Annotated in this window: 19 protein-coding genes; 8 read left to right on the top strand and 11 right to left on the bottom strand. The window is 58.9% G+C overall.

Annotated features, from left to right (window positions below; translation table 11 throughout):
• Genes BLT77_RS04615 through BLT77_RS04600 form a run of 4 tightly spaced genes read left to right on the top strand, consistent with a single transcriptional unit; the run spans position 1 to position 3,798 of the window.
• Positions 1-450: a hotdog family protein gene (locus BLT77_RS04615; protein WP_425431715.1), complete on the top strand. Its 450-nt coding sequence runs from the start codon at positions 1-3 to the stop codon at positions 448-450.
• Positions 450-1,175 carry a 3-ketoacyl-ACP reductase FabG2 gene (locus BLT77_RS04610; protein WP_090362789.1) on the top strand — a complete coding sequence of 242 codons (726 nt, stop codon included), beginning with the start codon at positions 450-452 and terminating at the stop codon, positions 1,173-1,175. The genes BLT77_RS04615 and BLT77_RS04610 overlap by 1 nt, the downstream gene beginning before the upstream one ends.
• Positions 1,172-2,392: a beta-ketoacyl-ACP synthase gene (locus BLT77_RS04605; RefSeq protein WP_281241960.1), complete on the top strand. Its 1,221-nt coding sequence runs from the start codon at positions 1,172-1,174 to the stop codon at positions 2,390-2,392. The genes BLT77_RS04610 and BLT77_RS04605 overlap by 4 nt, the downstream gene beginning before the upstream one ends.
• A gap of 56 nt (positions 2,393-2,448) precedes the next feature.
• A complete protein-coding gene (locus BLT77_RS04600; protein ID WP_143026558.1) occupies positions 2,449-3,798 on the top strand; it encodes a lipid biosynthesis B12-binding/radical SAM protein in 1,350 nt (449 codons plus the stop codon).
• A 34-nt stretch (positions 3,799-3,832) separates the two neighbouring features.
• Here BLT77_RS04600 and BLT77_RS04595 read toward each other — a convergent pair whose 3' ends face one another.
• Positions 3,833-4,273: a hypothetical protein gene (locus BLT77_RS04595; protein WP_090362785.1), complete on the bottom strand. Its 441-nt coding sequence runs from the start codon at positions 4,271-4,273 to the stop codon at positions 3,833-3,835.
• Positions 4,274-4,288: 15 nt separating this feature from the next.
• On the bottom strand, positions 4,289-4,834 hold the full coding sequence (locus tag BLT77_RS04590) for an acyloxyacyl hydrolase (protein ID WP_176819181.1): 546 nt from the start codon (positions 4,832-4,834) through the stop codon (positions 4,289-4,291).
• 162 nt (positions 4,835-4,996) lie between these two features.
• Here BLT77_RS04590 and BLT77_RS04585 point away from each other — a divergent pair, with 162 nt between their 5' ends.
• Complete coding sequence (locus BLT77_RS04585) at positions 4,997-5,740, top strand: hypothetical protein (RefSeq protein WP_090362781.1); 744 nt, start codon at positions 4,997-4,999, stop codon at positions 5,738-5,740.
• 65 nt (positions 5,741-5,805) lie between these two features.
• Here BLT77_RS04585 and rsgA read toward each other — a convergent pair whose 3' ends face one another.
• The 9 genes from rsgA to BLT77_RS04540 form a co-directional block, all read right to left on the bottom strand.
• Positions 5,806-6,849, bottom strand: coding sequence for a ribosome small subunit-dependent GTPase A (gene rsgA / locus BLT77_RS04580; RefSeq protein ID WP_090362778.1), 1,044 nt, complete (start codon positions 6,847-6,849; stop codon positions 5,806-5,808).
• Positions 6,850-7,129: 280 nt separating this feature from the next.
• Entirely contained in the window at positions 7,130-9,286 is a 2,157-nt protein-coding gene (locus tag BLT77_RS04575) for a M3 family metallopeptidase (RefSeq protein ID WP_090362776.1), read from the bottom strand.
• 438 nt (positions 9,287-9,724) lie between these two features.
• Complete coding sequence (gene asnS, locus BLT77_RS04570; protein ID WP_090362774.1) at positions 9,725-11,125, bottom strand: asparagine--tRNA ligase; 1,401 nt, start codon at positions 11,123-11,125, stop codon at positions 9,725-9,727.
• Positions 11,126-11,279: 154 nt separating this feature from the next.
• Positions 11,280-11,876, bottom strand: coding sequence for a CoA pyrophosphatase (locus BLT77_RS04565; protein WP_090362772.1), 597 nt, complete (start codon positions 11,874-11,876; stop codon positions 11,280-11,282).
• A 92-nt stretch (positions 11,877-11,968) separates the two neighbouring features.
• The gene (pabB, locus tag BLT77_RS04560; RefSeq protein ID WP_090362770.1) at positions 11,969-13,357 is read right to left on the bottom strand and encodes an aminodeoxychorismate synthase component I; all 1,389 of its coding nucleotides are present in this window, start codon (positions 13,355-13,357) and stop codon (positions 11,969-11,971) included.
• 73 nt (positions 13,358-13,430) lie between these two features.
• On the bottom strand, positions 13,431-14,339 hold the full coding sequence (locus BLT77_RS04555; RefSeq protein WP_090362769.1) for an FAD:protein FMN transferase: 909 nt from the start codon (positions 14,337-14,339) through the stop codon (positions 13,431-13,433).
• Positions 14,339-15,625 (bottom strand): DUF3570 domain-containing protein, encoded by a 1,287-nt coding sequence (locus BLT77_RS04550; RefSeq protein ID WP_090362767.1) that lies wholly within the window; start codon positions 15,623-15,625, stop codon positions 14,339-14,341. The genes BLT77_RS04555 and BLT77_RS04550 overlap by 1 nt, the downstream gene beginning before the upstream one ends.
• Entirely contained in the window at positions 15,616-15,837 is a 222-nt protein-coding gene (locus tag BLT77_RS04545; RefSeq protein ID WP_090362765.1) for a DUF4266 domain-containing protein, read from the bottom strand. The genes BLT77_RS04550 and BLT77_RS04545 overlap by 10 nt, the downstream gene beginning before the upstream one ends.
• A gap of 21 nt (positions 15,838-15,858) precedes the next feature.
• Positions 15,859-16,326 carry a TlpA family protein disulfide reductase gene (locus BLT77_RS04540; RefSeq protein ID WP_090362762.1) on the bottom strand — a complete coding sequence of 156 codons (468 nt, stop codon included), beginning with the start codon at positions 16,324-16,326 and terminating at the stop codon, positions 15,859-15,861.
• A gap of 194 nt (positions 16,327-16,520) precedes the next feature.
• Here BLT77_RS04540 and BLT77_RS04535 point away from each other — a divergent pair, with 194 nt between their 5' ends.
• The 3 genes from BLT77_RS04535 to BLT77_RS04525 all read left to right on the top strand — a co-directional run bounded on the left by BLT77_RS04535 (position 16,521) and on the right by BLT77_RS04525 (position 20,911).
• On the top strand, positions 16,521-17,357 hold the full coding sequence (locus BLT77_RS04535) for a sulfurtransferase (protein ID WP_090362760.1): 837 nt from the start codon (positions 16,521-16,523) through the stop codon (positions 17,355-17,357).
• A 6-nt stretch (positions 17,358-17,363) separates the two neighbouring features.
• Entirely contained in the window at positions 17,364-19,208 is a 1,845-nt protein-coding gene (locus tag BLT77_RS04530) for an ATP-binding protein (RefSeq protein WP_090362758.1), read from the top strand.
• A gap of 176 nt (positions 19,209-19,384) precedes the next feature.
• Positions 19,385-20,911: a fumarate hydratase gene (locus tag BLT77_RS04525; RefSeq protein WP_090362756.1), complete on the top strand. Its 1,527-nt coding sequence runs from the start codon at positions 19,385-19,387 to the stop codon at positions 20,909-20,911.
• Positions 20,912-20,940 lie beyond the last annotated feature (29 nt).

Below are 20,940 nucleotides of genomic sequence, written 5' to 3'. Positions count from 1 at the left end.
ATGAGTCACCCTCTGGCGGCATATTTGCCGCATGATGAGCCGATGATCTTAATCGATGAACTGGTGTCCCATCAGGACAACCGACTGTGTTGCCAGTTGCAGCTGAGCGAGACGTCGCCGTTTTATGATGCCAAACTGCAGCGGGTGCCCGAATGGGTGGGCATGGAGTACATGGCCCAGACGGTGGCGGCCCTGGCCGGCATTGAGGCCCACCAGCAGGGCCGGCCGGTGCGCATCGGTTTTCTGCTGGGCACCCGTCGTTACACGGTTCACAATCCCGCTTTTGAGTTGGGAAAACCCTATCGAATTACGGTAGAAAGGCTGTATCAGGACTCGGACGGAATGGCGTCGTTTCAGTGCGACATCCATCAGGATGAGATCGCCATAGCCAGTGCGAAAATCAATGTCTTTCAACCCAATAACGTCAACGAATTTTTAGGAACACCCTGATGACACGACGCATACTCATTACCGGTGCCAGCCGGGGGATCGGCCGCGCCATTGCCGAGCGCCTGGCCAATGATGGTGTGGAGCTGGTGCTTCATTATCACAGCAATCAGGCGGCGGCCGAGTCCGTGGCAGAGGCCTGTCGCCAGCGCGGAAGCCAGTGCCGTTTGGTGCAATTTGATCTGGCCGATGGGGAAGCCTGCCGAAGCGTACTCGAGGCCGATATTGAACGCCATGGTGCTTATTATGGCGTGGTGTGTAACGCCGGCATCAGTGATGACAACGCCTTTCCGGCGATGACCGAAGCCAGTTGGGACAAGGTGCTGCGCACCAATCTTGATGGGTTTTATCATGTGGTTCATCCCTGTGTGATGCCGATGGTGCAAGCGCGCAAAGGCGGCCGCATCGTGACTCTGTCTTCCCTGTCTGGCGTGGCGGGCAATCGAGGTCAGGTCAACTACAGTGCCGCCAAAGCGGGCATCATCGGTGCCACCAAAGCCTTGGCCCTGGAGTTGGCGAAGCGCAAAATCACCGTTAACTGCGTGGCTCCCGGCCTGATCGAGACCGACATGACCGACGAGTTGCCCCAGGCAAAGTTGAAAGAGATGGTGCCGGTGCGTCGCTTCGGTCAACCCGAAGAGGTGGCGGCGGCCGTTGGTTTCCTGATGAGCGATGATGCCAGCTACATTACCCGTCAGGTGCTGTCGGTAAACGGAGGCATGTTGTGAAGCGGGTTGTGATCACCGGCATGGCCGGCATTTCGCCCTTGGGGCAGGACTGGGCCAGCATCCAGGCCCGTTTGCGTGCCGGTCACAATGCCATTGTGTACCAAAGCGACTGGGATCGGGTGGCACAGATGAACACCCGTCTGGCGGCTCCGGTAACGGATTTCGAAAAACCGGCGCATTACAAACGTAAGGCAGTACGCTCCATGGGGCGGGTGTCACTGATGGCTACCCGAGCCACCGAACTGGCGCTGGAAGATGCCGGGCTGGCGAATGACCCTGTGGTGCAAAGCGGGGCCATGGGGGTGGCGTACGGCTCCTCTACTGGCTCTACCGATCCCATTATCCCTTTTGGGCGGATGCTGGAAACCGGCGAGATGAACGGGGTGACGGCCACCAGTTACATCCAGATGATGGCACACACCACGGCGGTGAATGTGGGGGTGTTCTTCGGCATCAAGGGTCGGGTTCATACCACCTCCAGTGCCTGCACCTCTGGCAGCCAGGCCATTGGTTATGCCTTTGAGGCGATCCGTTCTGGCCGCCAGATGCTGATGGTGGCCGGAGGCGCCGAAGAGTTGTGCGTCTCTGAAGCGGCGGTGTTTGATACCCTGTTTGCCACCAGCACCCGCAATGACACCCCGGAGCGTACCCCCCGTCCCTTTGATCGCGATCGGGATGGCCTGGTGATTGGCGAGGGTGCCGGCACTCTGATTCTCGAGGAGCGGGAGCATGCGCTGGCTCGGGGAGCCACCATCTACGCTGAAGTGGTGGGATTTGGTACCAACTCCGATGGCATGCACGTTACCCAGCCAAATAGAGACACCATGGCCATCGCCATGCAGCAGGCTTTGGATGACGCTGGCATGAGCGCCGGCGACATCGGGTATGTGTGTGCCCACGGTACTGCTACCGATCGGGGCGATGTGGCCGAGACTCAGGCCACCGCCGCAGTGATGGGGCGGGCCGCCATCAGTTCACTGAAAAGCTACGTCGGTCACACCCTGGGTGCCTGTGGTGCACTGGAGGCCTGGTGGAGCATCGAGATGATGCGAGACGGCTGGTTTGCCCCCACCATTAACCTGGAGAAGCTGGACCCCGAATGTGGCGATCTGGATTACATTACCGGCAGTGGGCGCGAGATTCAGTGCCAGGCGGTGATGTCCAATAACTTTGCCTTCGGTGGTATCAATACGTCACTGATATTCAAACGCCCCTGACCGACCTCTTGCGGGGGCAACGCCCCCGGTTTTGCCTATCATCTAGGGATTTTGTTGTGCCCCATCTGCTTTTGGTCTCCGCCAATCGATTTACCAACCCATATCCGGTCTACCCCCTGGGATTGAGTTACCTGAAAAGCTATCTCAATCGGGAGTGGCCGGAGTTGACCGTTACCCTGCTGGACATGAATCAGCTCAACGAAGCCCAGCTTCAGCAGCGGGTGGCGGAGCTGGCCCCCGACTATGTGGCGGTGTCGCTGCGTAATGTCGATGATGTGGATCTGACCCAGCAGCGCAGCTTCATCGACGGCTACGCTCAGGTGGTCGCCGCGATTCGTCGAGGAACACCGGCGCCGGTGATTCTGGGCGGGGCGGGCTATTCGCTGTTTCCCGAGCGGATTCTCAAGGCCCTCGAGGCGGATTATGGCATCGTCGGAGAGGGGGAGCAGACGCTGTTGCAACTGTTGCACGGACTGCAGCAGGGTAGCGATGTCACTCTCATTGAGGGACTGGTGACTCCCGAGGAGCAAGGTTGCCGGCTAACGCCGCGCCACCACCATATCGATAACCCCACTCTGGAGTTTGAGCCGGATCTGGTGGCGCATTATTGGCGTTACAGCGGCATGCTGAACATTCAGACCAAGCGGGGCTGTCCTCACCGCTGTGTCTATTGCAGCTATCCCATCATCGACGGTCGCCGGGTGCGTACCCTGAAGGTGGAGCAGATCGTATCGACACTGCGCCAGGCCTGGGATCAGCATGGCATCGATTATGTGTTCTTTACCGACTCGGTGTTTAATCTCGAGCCGGAGTTTAACGAGGCCCTGGCCCGGGCACTCATCAAAGAGGGACTGCCGACCCGCTGGGGGGCGTACTTCGCTCCCCACCGCCTGAGCCGACAACAACTGGCTCTGTATCAGCAGGCGGGGCTGACCCACCTGGAGTTTGGCACGGAGGCGATGTCGGATCAGACTCTGGCCAGTTATGGCAAGCCATTTCGTTTTAAGCAGGTGCTGCGCACCGCCGAAGTGGCCGCGGATCTGGGCATTCATCAGGCCCACTTCTTGATACTGGGGGGCTGGGGCGAGACCCGGCAGACCTTGAGTGAGACCATTGCCAACGCCGAACGACTGCCATCGACGGTGCTGTTTCCTTTCTATGGCATGCGGGTCTACCCGGATACCCTGTTGCAGCAGCAGATGGTGGCGGCGGGAGAGCTTTCGTCTGAAGATGACCTGCTGCATCCGCGTTACTACCTGAGTCCGGAGTTTGATGAAGCCGGGTTGCAGCAGCAACTGCAAGGGGTGAAACAACGCTGGGTGTTGCCGGATGAAGATCAGAGCGACAGCATTTCGATGTTGCGTGCCGCCGGAAAACGTGGGCCACTGTGGGAGTACATCTTGTAGGGCGGCGGGTGCCGGCAGACACCCGCTTGAGGGATTACAGTTTGACCACGTCACCCACCAGGGTGACTCCGGCCATGATGGTGCCGGCGCCGCACTGAAACTCGGTGGCGGAGCGGAAGTCATTTTTCTTGTAGTAGGAGCGGATGTTGATCACCGCATTACCGCCGCTTTTGACGGCCCGCTCCTGCAGAGATTTCACCGCCGACAGGAACGCCCAGTTACAGGCGGCCTGATCCGACTTGGCAAAGGCGTTGGTCTTCTTGTTGGAGGTGAACTGGCCAAACTCCTGCACCGGGGTCAACTGGTGCTCCTCGCCAAACACCATCTTGATGCTGTCATTGAGTACCTGCTTTTCCTTGCCATGTTCCATGGCGGTCTGAATATCAAATTGAACCAGGTCATCGCGGGCCATGGTGGCCGGTGCCACCAGGACGGCGGAGGCCAGCAGGGCAGCGGTGCAGAGCAGTTTCTTCATTCTAGGATCCTTTGATTAAAGAGTAAGGCCAACCGTCAGCATGAACGAGACATCCAGCCCGTCATTGGGTTGGTTAAGGTTTGCGTTGGAATAGTGCCGGTAGGCGATGGCGACGGCGTGTTGCTGCCGCTGGCCGAAATGGATACCGGCGAGAATCTGGGCCTGCAAGGCAAAGTGGCTGGCCTGATGGCGACTGCCCAGCGAGGTCTCTGACAGGTAGGTGGGCCCCAGGGCCCGAACCTGGAAAAACGTCTGCTGGTTGCCCCAATGGGGGCCGTTCAGAGTCAGTTGCGGAAACAGCGACAGTGCCCACAAGGCCTCATTGCCCTGCTGGCCATGGGCGCGCAGCCTTGCGGCGGATGCGCCGATTGAGAGCCATTGGCGGTTCGAGCGTGCGTAGTGGTAGGGCACCCAGTCGAGGCTGACAGCGCTGTTACTCTGTTGGTGGTCCCCGGGTTGGGGGCCATAACCACCACCGAGCCACAGCGAGGGCACGGCAGCGGCCGCCAGCGGGGCCCAGAAGAACAGCAGCAGGAGAGTCAACTTACGTGAACGGGCCATCTTTAACTGGTGTCGGCTGTGAGTGTAGTGAACATCGTACATTAAGCCGATATGGCTGTCGAAATTATTGATTTGGAACAGTATGTTTCGGTATTCCCATGCAACTCGGGGGGACTTTGGTTTACCCTGTGCGCAGTAGATGCAATGAAATCGGAGACAAACATGAACAGATTGAGTAAATGGCTGGGGTTGATGGTACTGCTGGTGAGCCCGTTGTTGGCGGCAGAGGAGTATGACCTGGCCTACTATCAGGCGCAGTTTGATTCCGGTAATCGTCAGCAGCAGATTCAGGCGGCGGGCAGCCTGGAGTGGGCCGGACTCAGTGATGAAGTGCTGTTCGATGCCGTGGCGGAGCAGTTGGAGCGGGTGACGTCGGAGTCAAACTCAAAGGCCAATCAAGAACATGGAGCCTGGTTGCTCAAGGCGTTGGGGTTCTCCGGTAACGAAAAATACCGCCCGCTGCTGGAGAAGTACAGTCAGAAGCCGTATTCGAAGAAGCTGCGTAAATACGCCAAGCAGGGGCTGAGCCTGCTGACTCAGCACCAGAAGTGGAACCCCATCATCAATGATGCTACTGGCTTTGAGCCAGCGCAGCCTTTGAAGGTGAACCGGCTGGCAAACATGATGAAGAGTGATGAGTTGGAGTTGCAGCGTATCGCCGCCAAGCGGGTGCATTTTGAACACCTCTATCCGGATTATCTGCTTCAGACTCTGGCGCAGCAGTTGCAGCGCCGGGTACCGGAGATGGACGACGGTAAGTTGACCATCGATACTTACGCCTGGATGACCAAGGCCCTGGCCGGTTCGGCTGAGACCCTGTATCGACCAGTGGTTGAAGAGGTGGCTGCCAAGGCGCCGAACAAGAAATTGCGTAAATACGCCAAGAAGTACCTCAACTACTATTGATGACAAACAGAGCCGCCCACAGGGCGGCTCTTTGCTGAAGGGGGCCACCGCGGCGGCCCCTTGACTCAATAGCCTTTCTTTTGCTGTCGGCTCGCCGACTGAATGCGCTGGTAGTACTTTCCTAACGCTTTGTCTTTGGCACGCTTCTGCGCCAATGTCGCGCCATTCAGAGCCTGTTCGCGCATCAGTTTCTGATAGCTTTTCAGTCGCCGCAGCGGCAGAGCCCCGCTGGCGATGGCGGCCTGAACCGCGCACCCGGGTTCCTGTTGATGCTGGCAGTCGCTGAAGCGGCAGTCGCGGGCCAGAGACTGCAGATCGGCAAAGACGTCATTCACCCCTTGCTCGCAATCGCTGAGCTGAAGCTCTCGCATGCCCGGGGTGTCCATCAGCAGGCCACCCTGGCTCATCAGGTGCAGGGAGCGATGGGTGGTGGTGTGCCGCCCCTTGCTGTCCTGTTCCCGTATCGCCCCGGTCTGCTGCTCTGGCTGTTGCAACAGGCCGTTAATGACGGTGGATTTGCCAACACCGGAAGAGCCCAGCAGGGCCACACTTTGACCTTGGCCACACCAACTGCTCAATCGCACCAATTGCTCGGGTTCCAGCGCATTAATCGCCTCGACCATCAGCATCGGATCCAGTTGCCGTACCTGGGCCAACCGTGCCGCGACCTCCGAGCAGAGATCCGCCTTGGTGAGCACCACCACCGGCTGGACACTGGCCTCATGAGCCAGGGCCAGAAAACGCTCAATGCGATTCAGGTTGAAATCGTGATTGAGCGAGCACACCACAAACAGGGTGTCGATGTTGGCGGCGATCAGTTGGGTCTCGAGTTTGCTGCCCGGCGCCCGGCGCTGAAACAGGGATTGCCGGCTCAGCCGTCGCCGTATTCGATGCTGAGGGTCCACCAGTACCCAGTCGCCGACGGCGAGGGCATCGCCCTGAGCCGATAGCGGCAACGTCAGTTCGCCGAGTTCACTCAGTGCCTGAACCTGACTGCGGTGGTGGCTGCTGATGCGCACCGGTGTCAGCCATTCCAGCTCTTCGAGGGTCAGTTGTTGTTGAAAATAGGGTCGCCATCCCAGTTGGGACAAGGACAGTGTTTGGTTCATGATAATCGTACCCCTGACGCCATGGCGTCATGATTTTAAAGAAATCGGGGGCGTGTGCCCCGGAACGCGTCCGGGCAAGGGAGTCTGTGGTTAGGAAACCGCTGCCCGGTTGGGGATGATTACAATCATTAAGAGTTCCTCCGTTATGGGGTCGACGTTGACCCGGTGGCGGACAGAGTAACAGAGGTGCCTGAACCGGAGCAAAATTCCCAGCCACAATTACGGCGTTCGGGCACAAAAAAACCGGCCGCTGGGGCCGGTTTGTTAAGGCTGTGACCGCTTACTTGGCCAGAGAGATGCCGCGGCGCTGCAGCAGGGCTTCGGTGTTCGGCTTTTCGCCTTTAAAGCCGATGTAGGTCTTCATCAGATCCTGGCTGTTGCCCTTGGACAAAATGGCGTCGCGGAAGTGCTGACCCTGTTCACGGGTCAGGCCACCGTGGTCGCGGATGTAGGCAAAGGCATCGGCGGCCAGGATTTCACTCCACATGTAGGCGTAGTAGCCCGCCGAGTAACCACCGGCAAAGATGTGGGCGAAGTAGCTGGATTTGTAACGAGGCGGAATCGCGGCCACATCGACGCCGTGCTTTTTCAGCGCGGCGGCTTCAAAGGCTTCCACATCGGCCACGTCGGCATGCTCAACGTCCAGGGCGTGCCACTCCATGTCGATCAGGGCGGCAGACAGGTACTCCAGGGTGTCGTAGCCCTGGTTGAATTTGCCCGCAGCCAGCACTTTCTTCAGCAGGGGCGCCGGGATCGGCTCGCCGGTCTGGTAGTGCTTGGCGTAGTTAGCGATCACTTGCGGATTGGCGGCCCAGTCCTCCTGGAAGGTGGACGGGAACTCGACGAAATCACGGGAGACGTTGGTGCCCGCCAGGCTTGGGTAGTAGACGTCGGAGAACAGACCGTGAACGCCGTGGCCAAACTCATGGAACATGGTGGTCACTTCGTCCCAGTTCACCAGTTGTGGCTGGCCTTCCGGTGCCTTGTTGATGTTCATGACGTTGATGATGGTGGGCTTGGTGCCGTTCATGTGCGACTGGCCGGTGAACACGTTCATCCAGGCGCCGCCGCGCTTGCCTTCACGGGCAAAGTAATCGGCATAGAACAGGCCGATGCTGCTACCGTCCTCGTCAAAGATCTCGTACACCTTAACATCGGGGTGGTAGACCGGCAGGTCCGGACGCGGCTTCAGAGTGATGCCGAACAGGCGATCCATGGTGAAGAATACCCCGTCTTCCAGAACCCGGTTGAACTCGAAGTACTGAGACACCTCGGCCGGATCCAGATTGAATTTCTGCTGGCGGACCTTCTCGGCATAGTAGAGCCAATCCCAGGGTTTTACTTCAAAGTCCGGGTGGCCTTTGCTGGCCATGGCCTGGATGTCGGCGGCTTCTTTGCTGGCGTTGGCTACCACTTTCGGTGCCATGGAGCCCAGCAGATCCATCACCTCAGTGGGGGATTTGGCCATGTTGGTCTGCAGCTGGTACTCGGCCCAGTTGTCGTAGCCAAACAGCTTGGCTTTCTCCGCCCGCAGCTTCACCATCTCCAGCAGTACAGGGCGGTTGTCGGTGTCACCGTTGGTGGCCCGGTATGCTGACGCACGCCACAGCTGTTCACGCAGCTCACGGTCGTTCAGTGTCGCCAGCGCGCTCTGGCGGGTGGTGTTGGTCAGGGTCAGCAGGTAACCGGACTTGCCGGCTTTCTCGGCGGCCAGCTTGGCGGCCTGAATCTCCGACTGCGCCATGCCGTCGAGACGCTTAACGTCCTCAACCTGGATGGCGGCCTCCTGGCTGGCGTTCAGCAGGTTCTGACCAAAGGTGTTGGTCAGTTCCGACAGGCGTTTGTTGATTGCCCGCACCTGGGTCTTCTGCTCGTCACTGAGCTTGGCGCCGGCCAGCACAAAGCCGTCATAGCTGATCTCGACCAGACGCATCTGTTCTGGGTTCAAGTTGAGATCGTTACGTTGGTTGTAGATCGTTTCCACCCGCTTAAACAGCTTGCTGTTGAGGTAGACGTTGTCCTGATGCTCGGACAGCTTGGGGCTCATTTCGGTCTGAAGGGCCTGGCGGGCGTCGTTACCGGTGGAGCCGACCAGGTTGTAAAACACGCTGGCGGTGCGGTTCAGCAGATCGCCGCTGCGCTCCATGGCGACAATGGTGTTGTCGAAGGTCGGTGCATCCGGGTTGTTGGCGATGGCGTTAATCTCGGCCATGTGGCTGGCCATGCCGGCTTCAAAGGCAGGTTTGAAGTGGCTGTCGTCGATAACGCTGAAATTCGGAGCCTGGTATTGCAGGGTGCTTTTGTGCTTCAGCGGGTTGCTGTCGGCCAGTTGGGCCACGGCCTGGGTCTGGGAAGTCACGTCTTGATTGGGTTCCATGGAGGAGCAGGCGGCTAAAGATAACAGGATCGCCGAAGCCACCAGAGTTTGTCGAAGCATGATTTCGTCCTTTTGAAATTTTGCTGGTTGCAGCACCCACCGGAAGAAACGCGGAGGCGGGTGGTTGGTTCGTTATTATTGTGTTGGTTTTCTGTGTTACACACAGAGGTATCAGCGGATACCATACCGGAAAGGGTTGCGAAACGGAAAGGTCGTTGTTAGCGGATCTGTAATCAAGTGTAACTGAACGCGTCGGTGGGGCGGGGTTTACCGCTGAATGCGCCCCGTTGGCGGCGATGTGGCAGGCTGGCTGTCGAGACGGTGACATTCAGGGGGGGCGCGGCAACATGACGCTGGGGTGGTAAAAGCGGATGCTGTTTTCGGCGCCGTTTGCGCTGGTGTACCTCAAGGTGGCCGGCGGCACTCGTTAGAGCCAAATGGGGGACAATAAAAAACCAGCCGGATGGCTGGTTTTTTTATTCCTGGCCGCGTGGCAACTTAGAAGTTGGCGCTGCGAGGGGCGCGTGGGAAAGGAATCACGTCGCGAATGTTGGCAACGCCGGAGACGTAGCTCACCAGTCGCTCGAAGCCCAGGCCAAAGCCCGCGTGAGGTACGGTGCCGTAGCGGCGCAGGTCGCGGTACCAGTACATCTCATCTTTTGGCAGGCCCATCTCTTCCATACGCTTATCCAGAACGTCCAGGCGCTCCTCACGCTGAGAGCCACCGATGATTTCACCGATTCCCGGAGCCAATACGTCCATGGCGGCCACGGTCTTGCCGTCGTCGTTCATGCGCATGTAGAAGGCTTTGATGTCTTTCGGGTAGTTCTTTACGACTACCGGTGCCTTGAAGTGCTCTTCCGCCAGGTAGCGTTCGTGTTCGGAGGACATGTCGATGCCCCACTCAACGTCGAACTCGAACTTCTTGCCACAATCCTTGAGGATCTGAATCGCGTCGGTGTAATCCACCTGGGCGAAATCGGCTTTGACGAAGTCCTGCAGGCGGGTGATCACCTCTTTGTTGACCCGCTGTTCAAAGAACTTCAGGTCGTCCATGCGCTCTTCCAGTACCGCATTGAAACAGTACTTCAGCATATCCTCGGCCAGTTTGGCGGCGTCTTCCAGGTCGGCAAAGGCCACTTCCGGCTCAACCATCCAGAACTCGGCCAGGTGGCGGCTGGTATTGGAGTTTTCGGCGCGGAAAGTTGGACCGAAGGTGTACACCTTTGACAGCGCGCAGGCGTAGGTTTCGGCATTCAACTGGCCGGATACGGTCAGGAAGGTCTCCTTGCCGAAGAAATCCTTGTCGTAGTCCACATCACCCTTGTCGGTGCGGGGCAGGTTGTTCATGTCCAGAGTCGACACCCGGAACATCTCACCGGCACCTTCGCAGTCGGAGGCGGTCAGAATCGGGGTCGAGGCCCACAGGAACCCCTGCTCGTGGTAGAAACGATGGATGGCCTGTGACAGGCAGTTACGCACCCGCATGACCGCACCGATCAGGTTGGTCCGCGGACGCAGGTGAGCCACTTCGCGCAGGTACTCAATGGAGTGGCGCTTGGCCGCCATTGGGTAAGTGTCCGGGTCTTCCACCAGGCCTACGACCTCAACGCCGGTCACCGCAATCTCAAACTGCTGGCCTTTTCCGGGGGACTCAACCACTTCGCCGGTCATCTTTACGGAACAACCAGCGGTCAGGCGCAGCACATCTTCCTGGTAATTATTCAGGGTATTCGGCACGACGCCCTGAATAGGGTCAAAACAGGAACCGTCGTAAACGGCCAGGAAGGAAATACCGGCTTTGGAATCACGGCGGGTGCGGATCCACCCCTGTACCGTGACTTCGCTACCGACGGCGTGAACGCCCTTTAAGACGTCAGCGATAGTTGCCACACTCATTCTCGGTTGTCTCTCCAGCGAGATAAAAAACTAGTCTTTGATTGGCACGATGGCCAACGGACTTCGAACCGTTAATCTTACCTTGCTGACTTCGTTTCTCAAGGGCTTAAGGAAGAATTCCCGCTGCGGTTGCAAGAAAAGTGGTGCCGGCCCCTCAGTTTGGTGCTCTGGGGTAGCCCAGATGGCGGATCAACTGCTCGATCACCGCGGCGGTGGCGCCCCAGATTCGATGATGCTGCCAGAACATAAAATACACCGGATGACTGTCGTTGTGGCGCTCGATGGTGACGGTGCGGCGGTTGTCCGGCTCTATCAGGTGGGCCAGGGGCACAAAGAAGCATTCACAGACCTCATCCTGGCTCAGGCGCGGAATAAAGTCCTGCTCGATAAAGGCGATTTGTGGCTGGATTCGAAACCGGGAGATGGTGTGAAACTCCGGCAGGGTGCCGACCTGGGTCAGGGCGTCCGGACTCAGACCGACCTCCTCCCAGGCTTCCCGGGTGGCGGTATGCCAGGGCGACCGATCGTCGGCATCCATCTTGCCGCCGGGAAAACTGATTTGATTGGCGTGGTGGCGCAGGTGACCGGCGCGCTTGGTCAGCAGCAGTTGCAGGCCATCATTGCTGTCACACAGGGCCAGCAGTACCGAGGCGTCTTTGAAGCTGGGGGCCAGCGGATGGCGGCGAAGTGGGTTTTCGCCTGCGCCCATGGGTTGCAGGGAAAACTGGGACAGAAACTGCTGGCGATTCACGGACAGGCTGCTCCTTGTGGCTGCTCAGTCTTCAACATAACAAAGGCGGACCCGCTTGGGAATCCGCCTTTGGTTGGTGGCTGCCCGAGGTATCAGTCCGCGTGGGTGTCGAGAACCGGCAGGATGCGGGCCAGTTTATCGAAACACTCCTGGTATTCGGCATCGGCACGGGAGTCGGCGACAATGCCGCCCCCGGCCCAGCAGTACAGACGCTGACCGGTGGCCACCAAGGAACGAATGGTGATGCTGGTGTCCATCTTGCCGTGGCAGCTGAGGTAGCCGATGCTGCCGCAGTAGAGGCTGCGTCGCCAGGGCTCCAGCTCTTCGATGATCTGCATGGCCCGTATCTTGGGGGCGCCGGTGATGGAGCCGCCGGGAAAAGCGCCCCGCAGCAGATCGCAGTGGCTGACGCCCTCAGCCAGGGTAGAGGTGACCGTGCTCACCAGGTGGTGGACCGCCGGGAAGCTCTCGATGGCAAACAGAGACGGGACCTGAACCGTTCCCGGGGCACTGACCCGGCCCAGATCGTTGCGAAGCAGGTCGACAATCATCAGGTTTTCCGCCCGGTCTTTTTCGGAGTGGGCCAGGGTCAGGGCGTTGTGGTTGTCGATGCGGGGGTCGTGACTGCGTGGCTGGGTGCCCTTAATGGGCTTGGTCTGAACCTGGTTTCCCTGAACCTGAAGAAACCGCTCCGGCGACACCGATAACAGGGCCGCATCGGGCAGGCGGATAAAGGCGGAAAACGGCGCCTGGTTGTGTTGTCTCAAGCTCAAATAGGCCTGCCATTCGCTGCCACAATAGGGTGCCTGAAACCGTTGGGTCAGGTTGATCTGGTAGCAGTCGCCGCTGTTCAGATACGCCTGAACCCGGTCAAACGCAGCCAGGTACTGCTGGCGGCTGCTGTCATGGTGCCAGCGCTGCTGCAGCCGGAACGGAGCCGAAGGTTGTTGCTGGCACTGTTGCAGCCACTGGTAGCGGCGCTGCCAGTGCAACTCGTCGCCGATGACGATCAGCTCTACCCGCTGCTGTTTGTGGTCCAGAACCAGTGCCCAGTCGTACAGACCCACCGCCATCTCCGGCAGGTGAATGTCGTCGTCGGCGGCCACCGGCAGGCGTTCAAACCGGCGTCCGAGATCGTAGCTGAAGTGGCCCAGTGCGCCGCCGATAAAAGGCAGATCCTGAGCATCCGTCAACGTGGGCAGGTATCGGGTCAGTGCGCGTTGCAGCAACCGCAGCGGATCGTCGTTACTGCGCTGGTGGCCGTCGGGGCTGTCGATGTCGGTATGGGCTCCGCGAGTGACCAGGGTGGCGAGTGGATCGGCAACCAGGATGTCATAGCGGGCATCCGGGTGCCGGCCATCGACACTGGCGCAGCTGGAGTCCAGTAACATGGCCCAGGGGCGGTGTTGCAGGGGGGCGAACAGGGTCGGGGCGTCGCAGGCCCAATCCAGGGTGCGGCGGACAATCTGAGGCATGGTCATCGGCGGTGCAGGGTCATTTTGGGGTCATGATACCAGTTCAGTTACTCGGAGGCGACGGCCGATGGTTCGAGGATCAGCGCCGCTGCACCCAGTGGCGAACCTGCTGAGCGGCCAGAAAGGCTTCCGCGTGTTCGCCCTGAAGCATGGCCAGAGTGGCCAGCAGGCCGGCATCGATGCAGCGCTCGGCCTGAACCGTGACACTGGCCGCCGCGTTGGCGACCGGCCAGCCGGTGTTGGGGTTGAGTATGTGGCTGAGCCGCTGTCCCTGAACAATCAAAAAACGCTCGCTGTCGCCACTGGTGGCAATCGCCCCCCGGCTCAGGGACAGACGGGTATAGGGGGCATCGGGGGTGACGTGATGGCTGACCCCCACCTCCCAGGGCCTCGTCGGTTCGGCGCTGATGGCGACATCGCCGCCGAAATTCACCAGCACCTCAACGCCCGGGTAGGCGTATTGGATCAGGGCGACGCAGCGGTCGACGGCGTACTCCTTACCCAGGCCACCAAAATCCAGCTGCATGCCCAAAGGCAGGGTGATGGAGCCGGTGTCCAACTGAACCTGGTGCCAGCCAACCAAGGGTAACAGGTCGGCAACCTGTTGCGGCGACGGCGCCGCCTGGTCATCGTCAAATCGCCACAGACGGCCGAGGATGCCACTGCTGATGTCAAACAACCCCTGACTGAGTGTATAGGCGGTGTCGGCGAGGGTTAACAGGGCATGGGTTTCGGCGTCGATGGCCACCGCCTGGCCCTGACTGAGGTTGATGCGGTGGCACATGCCCTGTCGGTTGTAGCGACTGAACTTGTGTTGAATTCGCAGCGCTTCCGATGCCGCCATTGTCAGGATGGCCTTCGCCTCGGCCTGATTTTCGGTGCGGATCAGCAGTTCACAGCGGCATGCCATGGCCTCGAAATGGCCTCTGAAATGGCCAGCCTGAGACTGCCTGGTCAGCTCCAGCGGGGTTTTCCCGGCCGCCGACATCAGAAATGGTAACTCGTCTGCAGCATCAGGGTGTCCAGAGTCGGATACAGCTCCTGCTGTTGCAGCTGGCCCGGTTTCGGGGCGTCGTCATCCACCGGGGCCTGATGATACCAGGACAGCCGTACGGCCATTCGCTGATTGTCGTTAAGCCGGTAGTCGTACTTGATTCCCACAGTGTAGGTGTCCAGTTCACCGATGCGGTAATCGGCACTGGCGTAGTGGGGCAGTGCGGTGCCGGTGATCAGAAAGGGCTGGTAAAACTCCGCGGCACTCTGGGTGTAATAACGCAGGTGGGGTTCCAGGCTGTGACGGCCAAATTCAAACCGCAGCCGCCCATCCAGAGTATGGGAGTCGATCTCCCAGTCGTCGCTCATGTAGCGGTAGCTGATGTCGGCAATGGGGCCGAAGTGGTATTTGCTCTGCCAGAAAAACGCCATCTTATTGCGGCTGTCCGGGCGCTGTTCGTAGCGATACTGCACTGCAGTGCCGGTGGCATCCACCACGCTGAGGAGTTTCAAAAAATCATTCTGATAGCCGTCTACCCGGGCGTAGCTGATGTTGGTTTGCATGATCCATCGACGGGTCAGCACCTGAGTCACTCCAAGGCGCAGATCCCAGGTGGTTTTGGTGTCGTCGCTGCCACTGCGGGTGGCATTAAAAGCTTGCTGGAAGGCTTCTTCGCTGGGGAAGTCGTCGCGGATGGCCATGGTCGACAAGCCGACCGGGGTGCCGCCTTCTGGTTCTATGGTGTCGAAGAATATGGCGCCGGATAGGGCCAGGGTGGTGTTCTTCTGATTAAAGTCGCGGCTCAGGCCACCGTTGAGACCCAGTGACAGGTAGTCGTACTCTTTGGAGATGTGCAGGCCGCTGGTGTAGCCCATGGCCCGGTTCAGCGGACTGGTCCATTGCAGGTTTAACTGTGCCCGGGTGTCCTTGAAGCTGTCGTCCAGCGGCAGCACCCCAGGTTGTATCTGGTATTCCCCTTTTCCGGACGGGCGGGTGAAGGTCTGCAGCTGATTTTGCGGAACGGCGCCATTGGGGGAGGCACCGGTAAGAACGTCCAGGGTCCCGGTGACGCCGAGTATCTGGTCATCGGCATTGCTGCGGGTGGCCTTTAAGACCCCCTCGTAGGCATCAACCCGGTTGTCGCCTTCGCTGTAATAGAGGAAGGCGGCATCAATATTCCATTCTGGCTCCAGCCCGGCGACGTCGCCGCCAGCTTGCACCAAGGGTACGGTGGCGACGGCCAGGGCGGCGGTGATGTTGCTGAACGGCGTCAGTTGCATCCGCAGCCTCCCCCGGCGCTGCTGCGGCCGCCGCTGCTGGCCTCTTTGCTGAAATAGACATGGTCGTCAAAGGCCTTATCCATAGCATCGGCCTCCAGCGCCATGGCCGGGTGGGCCAGCAGATTGCGCTCATAGGGCTTCACCCCCAGATTGGCACAGCCGCTCAGCATCGGTGGCAGCAGTATCATCAACAGGAGTTTGGTGGTGTTCATGTCGGTCCCTCTAATAGGCGTTTATGGCAGCAATCGCGTCAGCGTCTCGCGGGTCTGCTCGGCATCCTTGGGTCTGAAGCCCACATGGGTCTCAATGATCTCTCCCCGGTGGATAAGGTAACTGCTCGGCATGCCGCCCACCTGATAGGCTTCGGCCAGGGTAAAGTCCGGGTCATAGACGATGGCAAAATTGGCGGGAAACTCGGTCAGGAAGCGATCGGCATCCTGCTTGTCGACATCCAGGTTGATGGCAACCACGGTCAGTCCTTTGTCACCAAAATCTTGCACCAGTTGATTCATAAAGGGAAACGACCGTCGGCACGGGCCACACCAACTGGCCCAGAAATCCACATACACCGGCCCGTTTTGGCTCAGGGCCAGCATCGAGTGAGTCTGGTCTCCCACCGGAATCTCAAAATCCGTTGCCGGTGTCGCCGGGACTCCGATGCTGAACAGGGCGGCAGCAATAAACAGCAACAAACTGCGCATACTCTTTCCTTGAAGGCAGATGAGGTCTTACTGATAGAGTCACACAGATGACCACCGCAGTGAAAGTAAAAAAAATGATCAAATTGTGTGACGTCGGTGGGGCTCATGGTGAAGAGACACCCAGGCGAACGTTTGGCTACTATACTCAAGGCTCAGGATGAAACCTTCGGAATATCAGCCATAAGGAGATTGGCATGGGAAGAGTGCTGACGGTTGCATTTCTGCTTTTGCTGGCGGGGTCACTGGGGGCCGCCGAGACCCTCTCCGAGGCCGAATGGCAGCGTTGGCAGCAACAGCAGCGACCGGTGTTGTTGTATGATGCCCGCGAACACCAGGAGTATCGCTCGGGGCACCGTCCGGGCGCCATCAGCTTTCCGGTCAGCAGTACCTATCGAAAGGAAGACGGGGTGTTGCTGGTGCAAACCATCTCGGTGATGACGGCGCGGCTGCGTCAGGCGGGCGCGCGTCCGGATGCGACCATTGTGGTGTACGATGACGGCCAGTTGCTGGATGCGGCGCGTCTGGCCTGGGTATTAGAACTCTATGGGCTGCGGCGGCTTTACGTACTGAATGCGCCGCTGCCCAAGTCGGCGTTGTCCACGGCAGCGACCCAGGCATCGCCGTCTCGCTATCTGTCCACATTGAATCCCGACGTTCTGGCTAACGCCAGAATGACGCAACTGGCCGGATTTAACCCCGACTTCACCGTTATCGATAATCGGCCTGAGCCGGATTATCTCGGGCAACATTCCGAAACCGACAAGTTCGGTCACATTCCGGGGGCGGTGAATATTCCAATAACCGCCTTTTATGAACCGGGGGATGACGGTCAGCCGAGAATGAAAAGTGCTGAACAGCTGGCCCTGTTGTTTGCGGATCTGGATAAACGCCAACGCTACATCACCTATTGTTATTCCGGCAAAGCGTCGACACTGGGGTACTTTCTGATGCGCCAGGCCGGATTGAATGTGATGCACTATGACGGTTCCTGGCTGGATTGGTCGGCCCGCGACCTACCGGTAGAGCGGTGAGGCTCTATGTTTAACTCTCTGACGGTCAGGCTGAACGCAGCGATCTTCCTGAGCTTTATGTTGTTGGCGCTGGCCAGCAGCGCCTGGACCTACCGGGTGGATCGACAGACGCTGGAAACCCAGTTTGTCGGCGTTGCCAGCAGTGTGGCACCGACCATGATCGAGGTGGTGATGTTGGATCAGGCCGAGGCCGGCATCGAGTTCAATCGACGGTTGCGGAATTTCCCCCACCTGAACGGGGTGACGCTGTTCAGCCTGGATGGCGAGCGACGTTACGAATACCGCCGTCAACCCGGCGTCGCGGCGTGTTCGCAGCAGCAGAGCTGGTTGTCACCGCTGCTTAATGGCTGCATGTACATCAGCCAGCAGCTGGAATATGAATCCTCTTCCTGGCTTCGCTATACCATGGAGGTCGATACCGAAGACCTGCAGTGGCAGATCGCCCGGCAGGTGTCGATGACCTTGCTGTTCTCCCTGCTGGCGTTTGCTGCCATCTACCGAATTATCGGTCGATGGCTGAGCCGGCCCATGGCGGAGCTGGTGAGCCAGTTGCCGGCCATGGGCAGTGGCGCAGTGAGTTTTCCCCGCACCGGCAGGCAAAAAAATGAACTGGCGGAGCTGGCACGGGTTCTGGAGCAATCGGATCGGGCCCTGCATGAAAAACAGATTCAGGCCGAAGATCTAAATACCCGCCTGAGTCAATCATTGCAGGCCAAGAGCGATTTTTTGGCCAATGCCAGCCATGAGATTCGGACACCGCTCAATGCGGTCATCGGCTTTGTTGATTGCCTGGGGGCTCAGCGCAGCCGGTTGAATCCCGAAGGCCAACAGCAGCTGTTGCTGTTGCAGGGAGCGTCGCAAAGCCTGTTGCATATTGTTAATGATGTGCTGGATTTTTCCCGGTTGGAGTCAGGGAAATTAAGCCTGGACCCTCAACCGTCGGTACTGGTGGATTTTTTGCAAAGAGTGCACGCTCATTTTCAGGGCTCGGCGCGGCTGCAAAAGGTGTTGCTGGGATTGGACCTGGCCGATGATCTGCCCCTTTGCGTGTCCATGGATGAAGGCCGGATGGAGCAGATTCTTGGTAATCTGCTCAGCAATGCCATCAAGTTTTCCCCCTCTGGCCAGGTGCAGTTGTCGGCCGAAGTATTGGCCCGGGATGATACCCAATGCACCCTGGTAGTGGCGGTGACCGACACCGGCATTGGCATTGACAGTGAAAATTTGCCCTACATCTTTGATGCTTATACTCAGGCCGACGGTTCCGTCACCCGGCGTTTCGGAGGCACTGGACTGGGGTTGGCCATCTGTAAGCGACTCAGCCTGCTGATGGAGGGAGAGTTGCAGGTGCAGTCTGAGATGGGGAAGGGCAGCCGGTTTACCCTGACCCTGACGGTGCCGCTGCTGCAGCAAGTGCCCGGTGGTCGTATCGAAACCGAAGAGAACGCCAACCCTCTGCCATTGAAGGGCCTGTCGATTTTGCTGGCGGAAGACAATCTGAGTAACCAGAAACTGATGCAGATTATGTTGAAAAAACTGGGTTGTGAACAACTGCAGATTGCCGCCAATGGCCAGCAGGCGGTGGACGCCAGTCAGCAACAGCAGTTTGACCTCATCCTCATGGACTGCCAGATGCCGCTAATGGACGGCTACCGGGCGACCCGGCAGATCCGCCTTGGCCCGGGAGCCGGCACTCTTATCGTGGCGTTGACGGCCAATGCCACCGCAGAGGACAAGCAGCGCTGTCTGGACTGTGGCATGGATGGGTTTCTGACCAAACCGGTTACCCTGGCGACGCTGGCCCGTGGCATTGCCGAGGCACGGGCGGCGACATCGACATCGACTGTGTAACGATGATCCATTAAGCCCGCTTCAGTGAATGAAACGAACGCTGAGTTTTGTTGCCAGAGTGAGCACAACACTGGCGCGCCGGTGTTGCCTCGGGGTATGATTAGTCGGATTTGATAACCACAATAAAAACACAGGCATAGTGAAATGGGGCTGGATGCCTCAGTGGAGTAGATTAAATGGCCGTGATCAGCAAACAGGATTTCATCAGCTCCGTGGCTGATGCTCTTCAGTACATCTCATACTACCACCCGAAAGATTTCGTCGACGCAATGAACGCTGCCTACGAGCGGGAAGCCAACCCGGCAGCCAAGGACGCCATTGCCCAGATTCTGATTAATTCCCGCATGTCTGCACAGGGCCATCGACCGCTGTGCCAGGACACCGGCATCGTTACCTGCTTTGTCAAAATTGGCATGCAGGTGCAGTGGAACAGCGATCTGACGGTTCAGCAGATGGTGGACGAAGGTGTGCGCCAGGCCTATACCAATGCCGACAACCCGCTGCGAGCCTCCATCGTTGCCGACCCGGCCGGTACCCGTAAAAACACCCGAGACAACACGCCGTCGGTGGTGCATGTGGAGATGGTCGCCGGTGACACTGTCGAGGTGTTTGTGGCAGCCAAAGGTGGCGGTTCGGAAAATAAATCCAAGATGGTGATGCTGAACCCCTCCGATGACATTGCCGCCTGGGTCGAGAAAACCCTGCCGACCATGGGCGCGGGCTGGTGTCCTCCCGGGGTACTGGGAATCGGCATCGGCGGCACGGCCGAGAAAGCCGGGGTGATGGCCAAAGAGTCACTGATGGAGCACATCGATATCCAAGAGCTGAAAGCTCGCGGCGCCGAGACCACCGAAGAGAAGTTGCGCCTGGAGATCTTCGAGCGGGCCAATAAGCTGGGGATCGGTGCCCAGGGCCTGGGGGGACTGACCACGGTTCTGGATGTGAAAATCAAGTCGGCGCCGACTCACGCCGCCTCAAAACCGGTGGTGATGATCCCCAACTGCGCTGCGACCCGCCACGTCCACTTTACTCTGGATGGCAGTGGCCCGGCGGAGTTGCCGGTACCGGATCTGGCCGATTGGCCGGAAGTCACCTGGGAGGTGGGTGAGAGCGTTAAGCGGGTGAACCTGGACAGCATCACCCAGGAGGAGATGCTGCAATGGAAGGCGGGCGATACCCTGCTGTTGAATGGTAAAATTCTCACCGGCCGGGACGCGGCTCACAAACGCATTAAGGAGCTGCTGGACTCAGGCCAGAGTCTACCGGACGGGGTCGACTTTAAGGGCCGCTTTATCTACTACGTCGGTCCCGTGGATGCCGTGGGTGACGAAGTGGTTGGCCCGGCGGGGCCGACCACGGCGACTCGAATGGACAAGTTCACCGATCTGATGCTGGAGCAGACCGGCCTGATGGGTATGATCGGCAAAGCCGAGCGTGGGCCGGCTACGGTCGACAGCATCGCCAAGCATAAGGCAACTTATCTTATGGCCGTTGGGGGCGCTGCCTATCTGGTGGCCAAGGCCATCAAACAGTCGCGGGTGGTGGCCTTTGAGGAGCTGGGCATGGAGGCGATCTACGAGTTCGTCGTGAAGGACATGCCGGTCACCGTTGCGGTTGATTCCAGTGGCAACAACATTCACCAGACCGGGCCGGCCATCTGGCGAGCCAAGATTGAAGAGCTGGACACCGAACTGAGTAAATAATCCTGCCTGGCAGGGATAACAATAATGAC

Source organism: Ferrimonas sediminum (genome assembly GCF_900100175.1).
GTDB lineage: Bacteria > Pseudomonadota > Gammaproteobacteria > Enterobacterales > Shewanellaceae > Ferrimonas > Ferrimonas sediminum.
The sequence above is the reverse complement of the archived record's forward strand: the minus strand, read 5'-3'. Positions and strand labels throughout refer to the sequence as shown.

Bases quoted from the DNA above. Each gene is read 5' to 3' on its own strand.
- BLT77_RS04615 (WP_425431715.1), top strand. From the start codon at position 1: ATGAGTCACCCTCTGGCGGCATATTTGCCGCATGATGAGCCGATGATC.
- BLT77_RS04610 (WP_090362789.1), top strand. From the start codon at position 450: ATGACACGACGCATACTCATTACCGGTGCCAGCCGGGGGATCGGCCGC.
- BLT77_RS04595 (WP_090362785.1), bottom strand. From the start codon at position 4,273: ATGAAGAAACTGCTCTGCACCGCTGCCCTGCTGGCCTCCGCCGTCCTG.
- BLT77_RS04590 (WP_176819181.1), bottom strand. From the start codon at position 4,834: ATGGCCCGTTCACGTAAGTTGACTCTCCTGCTGCTGTTCTTCTGGGCC.
- BLT77_RS04585 (WP_090362781.1), top strand. From the start codon at position 4,997: ATGAACAGATTGAGTAAATGGCTGGGGTTGATGGTACTGCTGGTGAGC.
- rsgA (WP_090362778.1), bottom strand. From the start codon at position 6,849: ATGAACCAAACACTGTCCTTGTCCCAACTGGGATGGCGACCCTATTTT.
- BLT77_RS04575 (WP_090362776.1), bottom strand. From the start codon at position 9,286: ATGCTTCGACAAACTCTGGTGGCTTCGGCGATCCTGTTATCTTTAGCC.
- asnS (WP_090362774.1), bottom strand. From the start codon at position 11,125: ATGAGTGTGGCAACTATCGCTGACGTCTTAAAGGGCGTTCACGCCGTC.
- pabB (WP_090362770.1), bottom strand. From the start codon at position 13,357: ATGACCATGCCTCAGATTGTCCGCCGCACCCTGGATTGGGCCTGCGAC.
- BLT77_RS04555 (WP_090362769.1), bottom strand. From the start codon at position 14,339: ATGTCGGCGGCCGGGAAAACCCCGCTGGAGCTGACCAGGCAGTCTCAG.
- BLT77_RS04550 (WP_090362767.1), bottom strand. From the start codon at position 15,625: ATGCAACTGACGCCGTTCAGCAACATCACCGCCGCCCTGGCCGTCGCC.
- BLT77_RS04545 (WP_090362765.1), bottom strand. From the start codon at position 15,837: ATGAACACCACCAAACTCCTGTTGATGATACTGCTGCCACCGATGCTG.
- BLT77_RS04540 (WP_090362762.1), bottom strand. From the start codon at position 16,326: ATGCGCAGTTTGTTGCTGTTTATTGCTGCCGCCCTGTTCAGCATCGGA.
- BLT77_RS04535 (WP_090362760.1), top strand. From the start codon at position 16,521: ATGGGAAGAGTGCTGACGGTTGCATTTCTGCTTTTGCTGGCGGGGTCA.
- BLT77_RS04530 (WP_090362758.1), top strand. From the start codon at position 17,364: ATGTTTAACTCTCTGACGGTCAGGCTGAACGCAGCGATCTTCCTGAGC.
- BLT77_RS04525 (WP_090362756.1), top strand. From the start codon at position 19,385: ATGGCCGTGATCAGCAAACAGGATTTCATCAGCTCCGTGGCTGATGCT.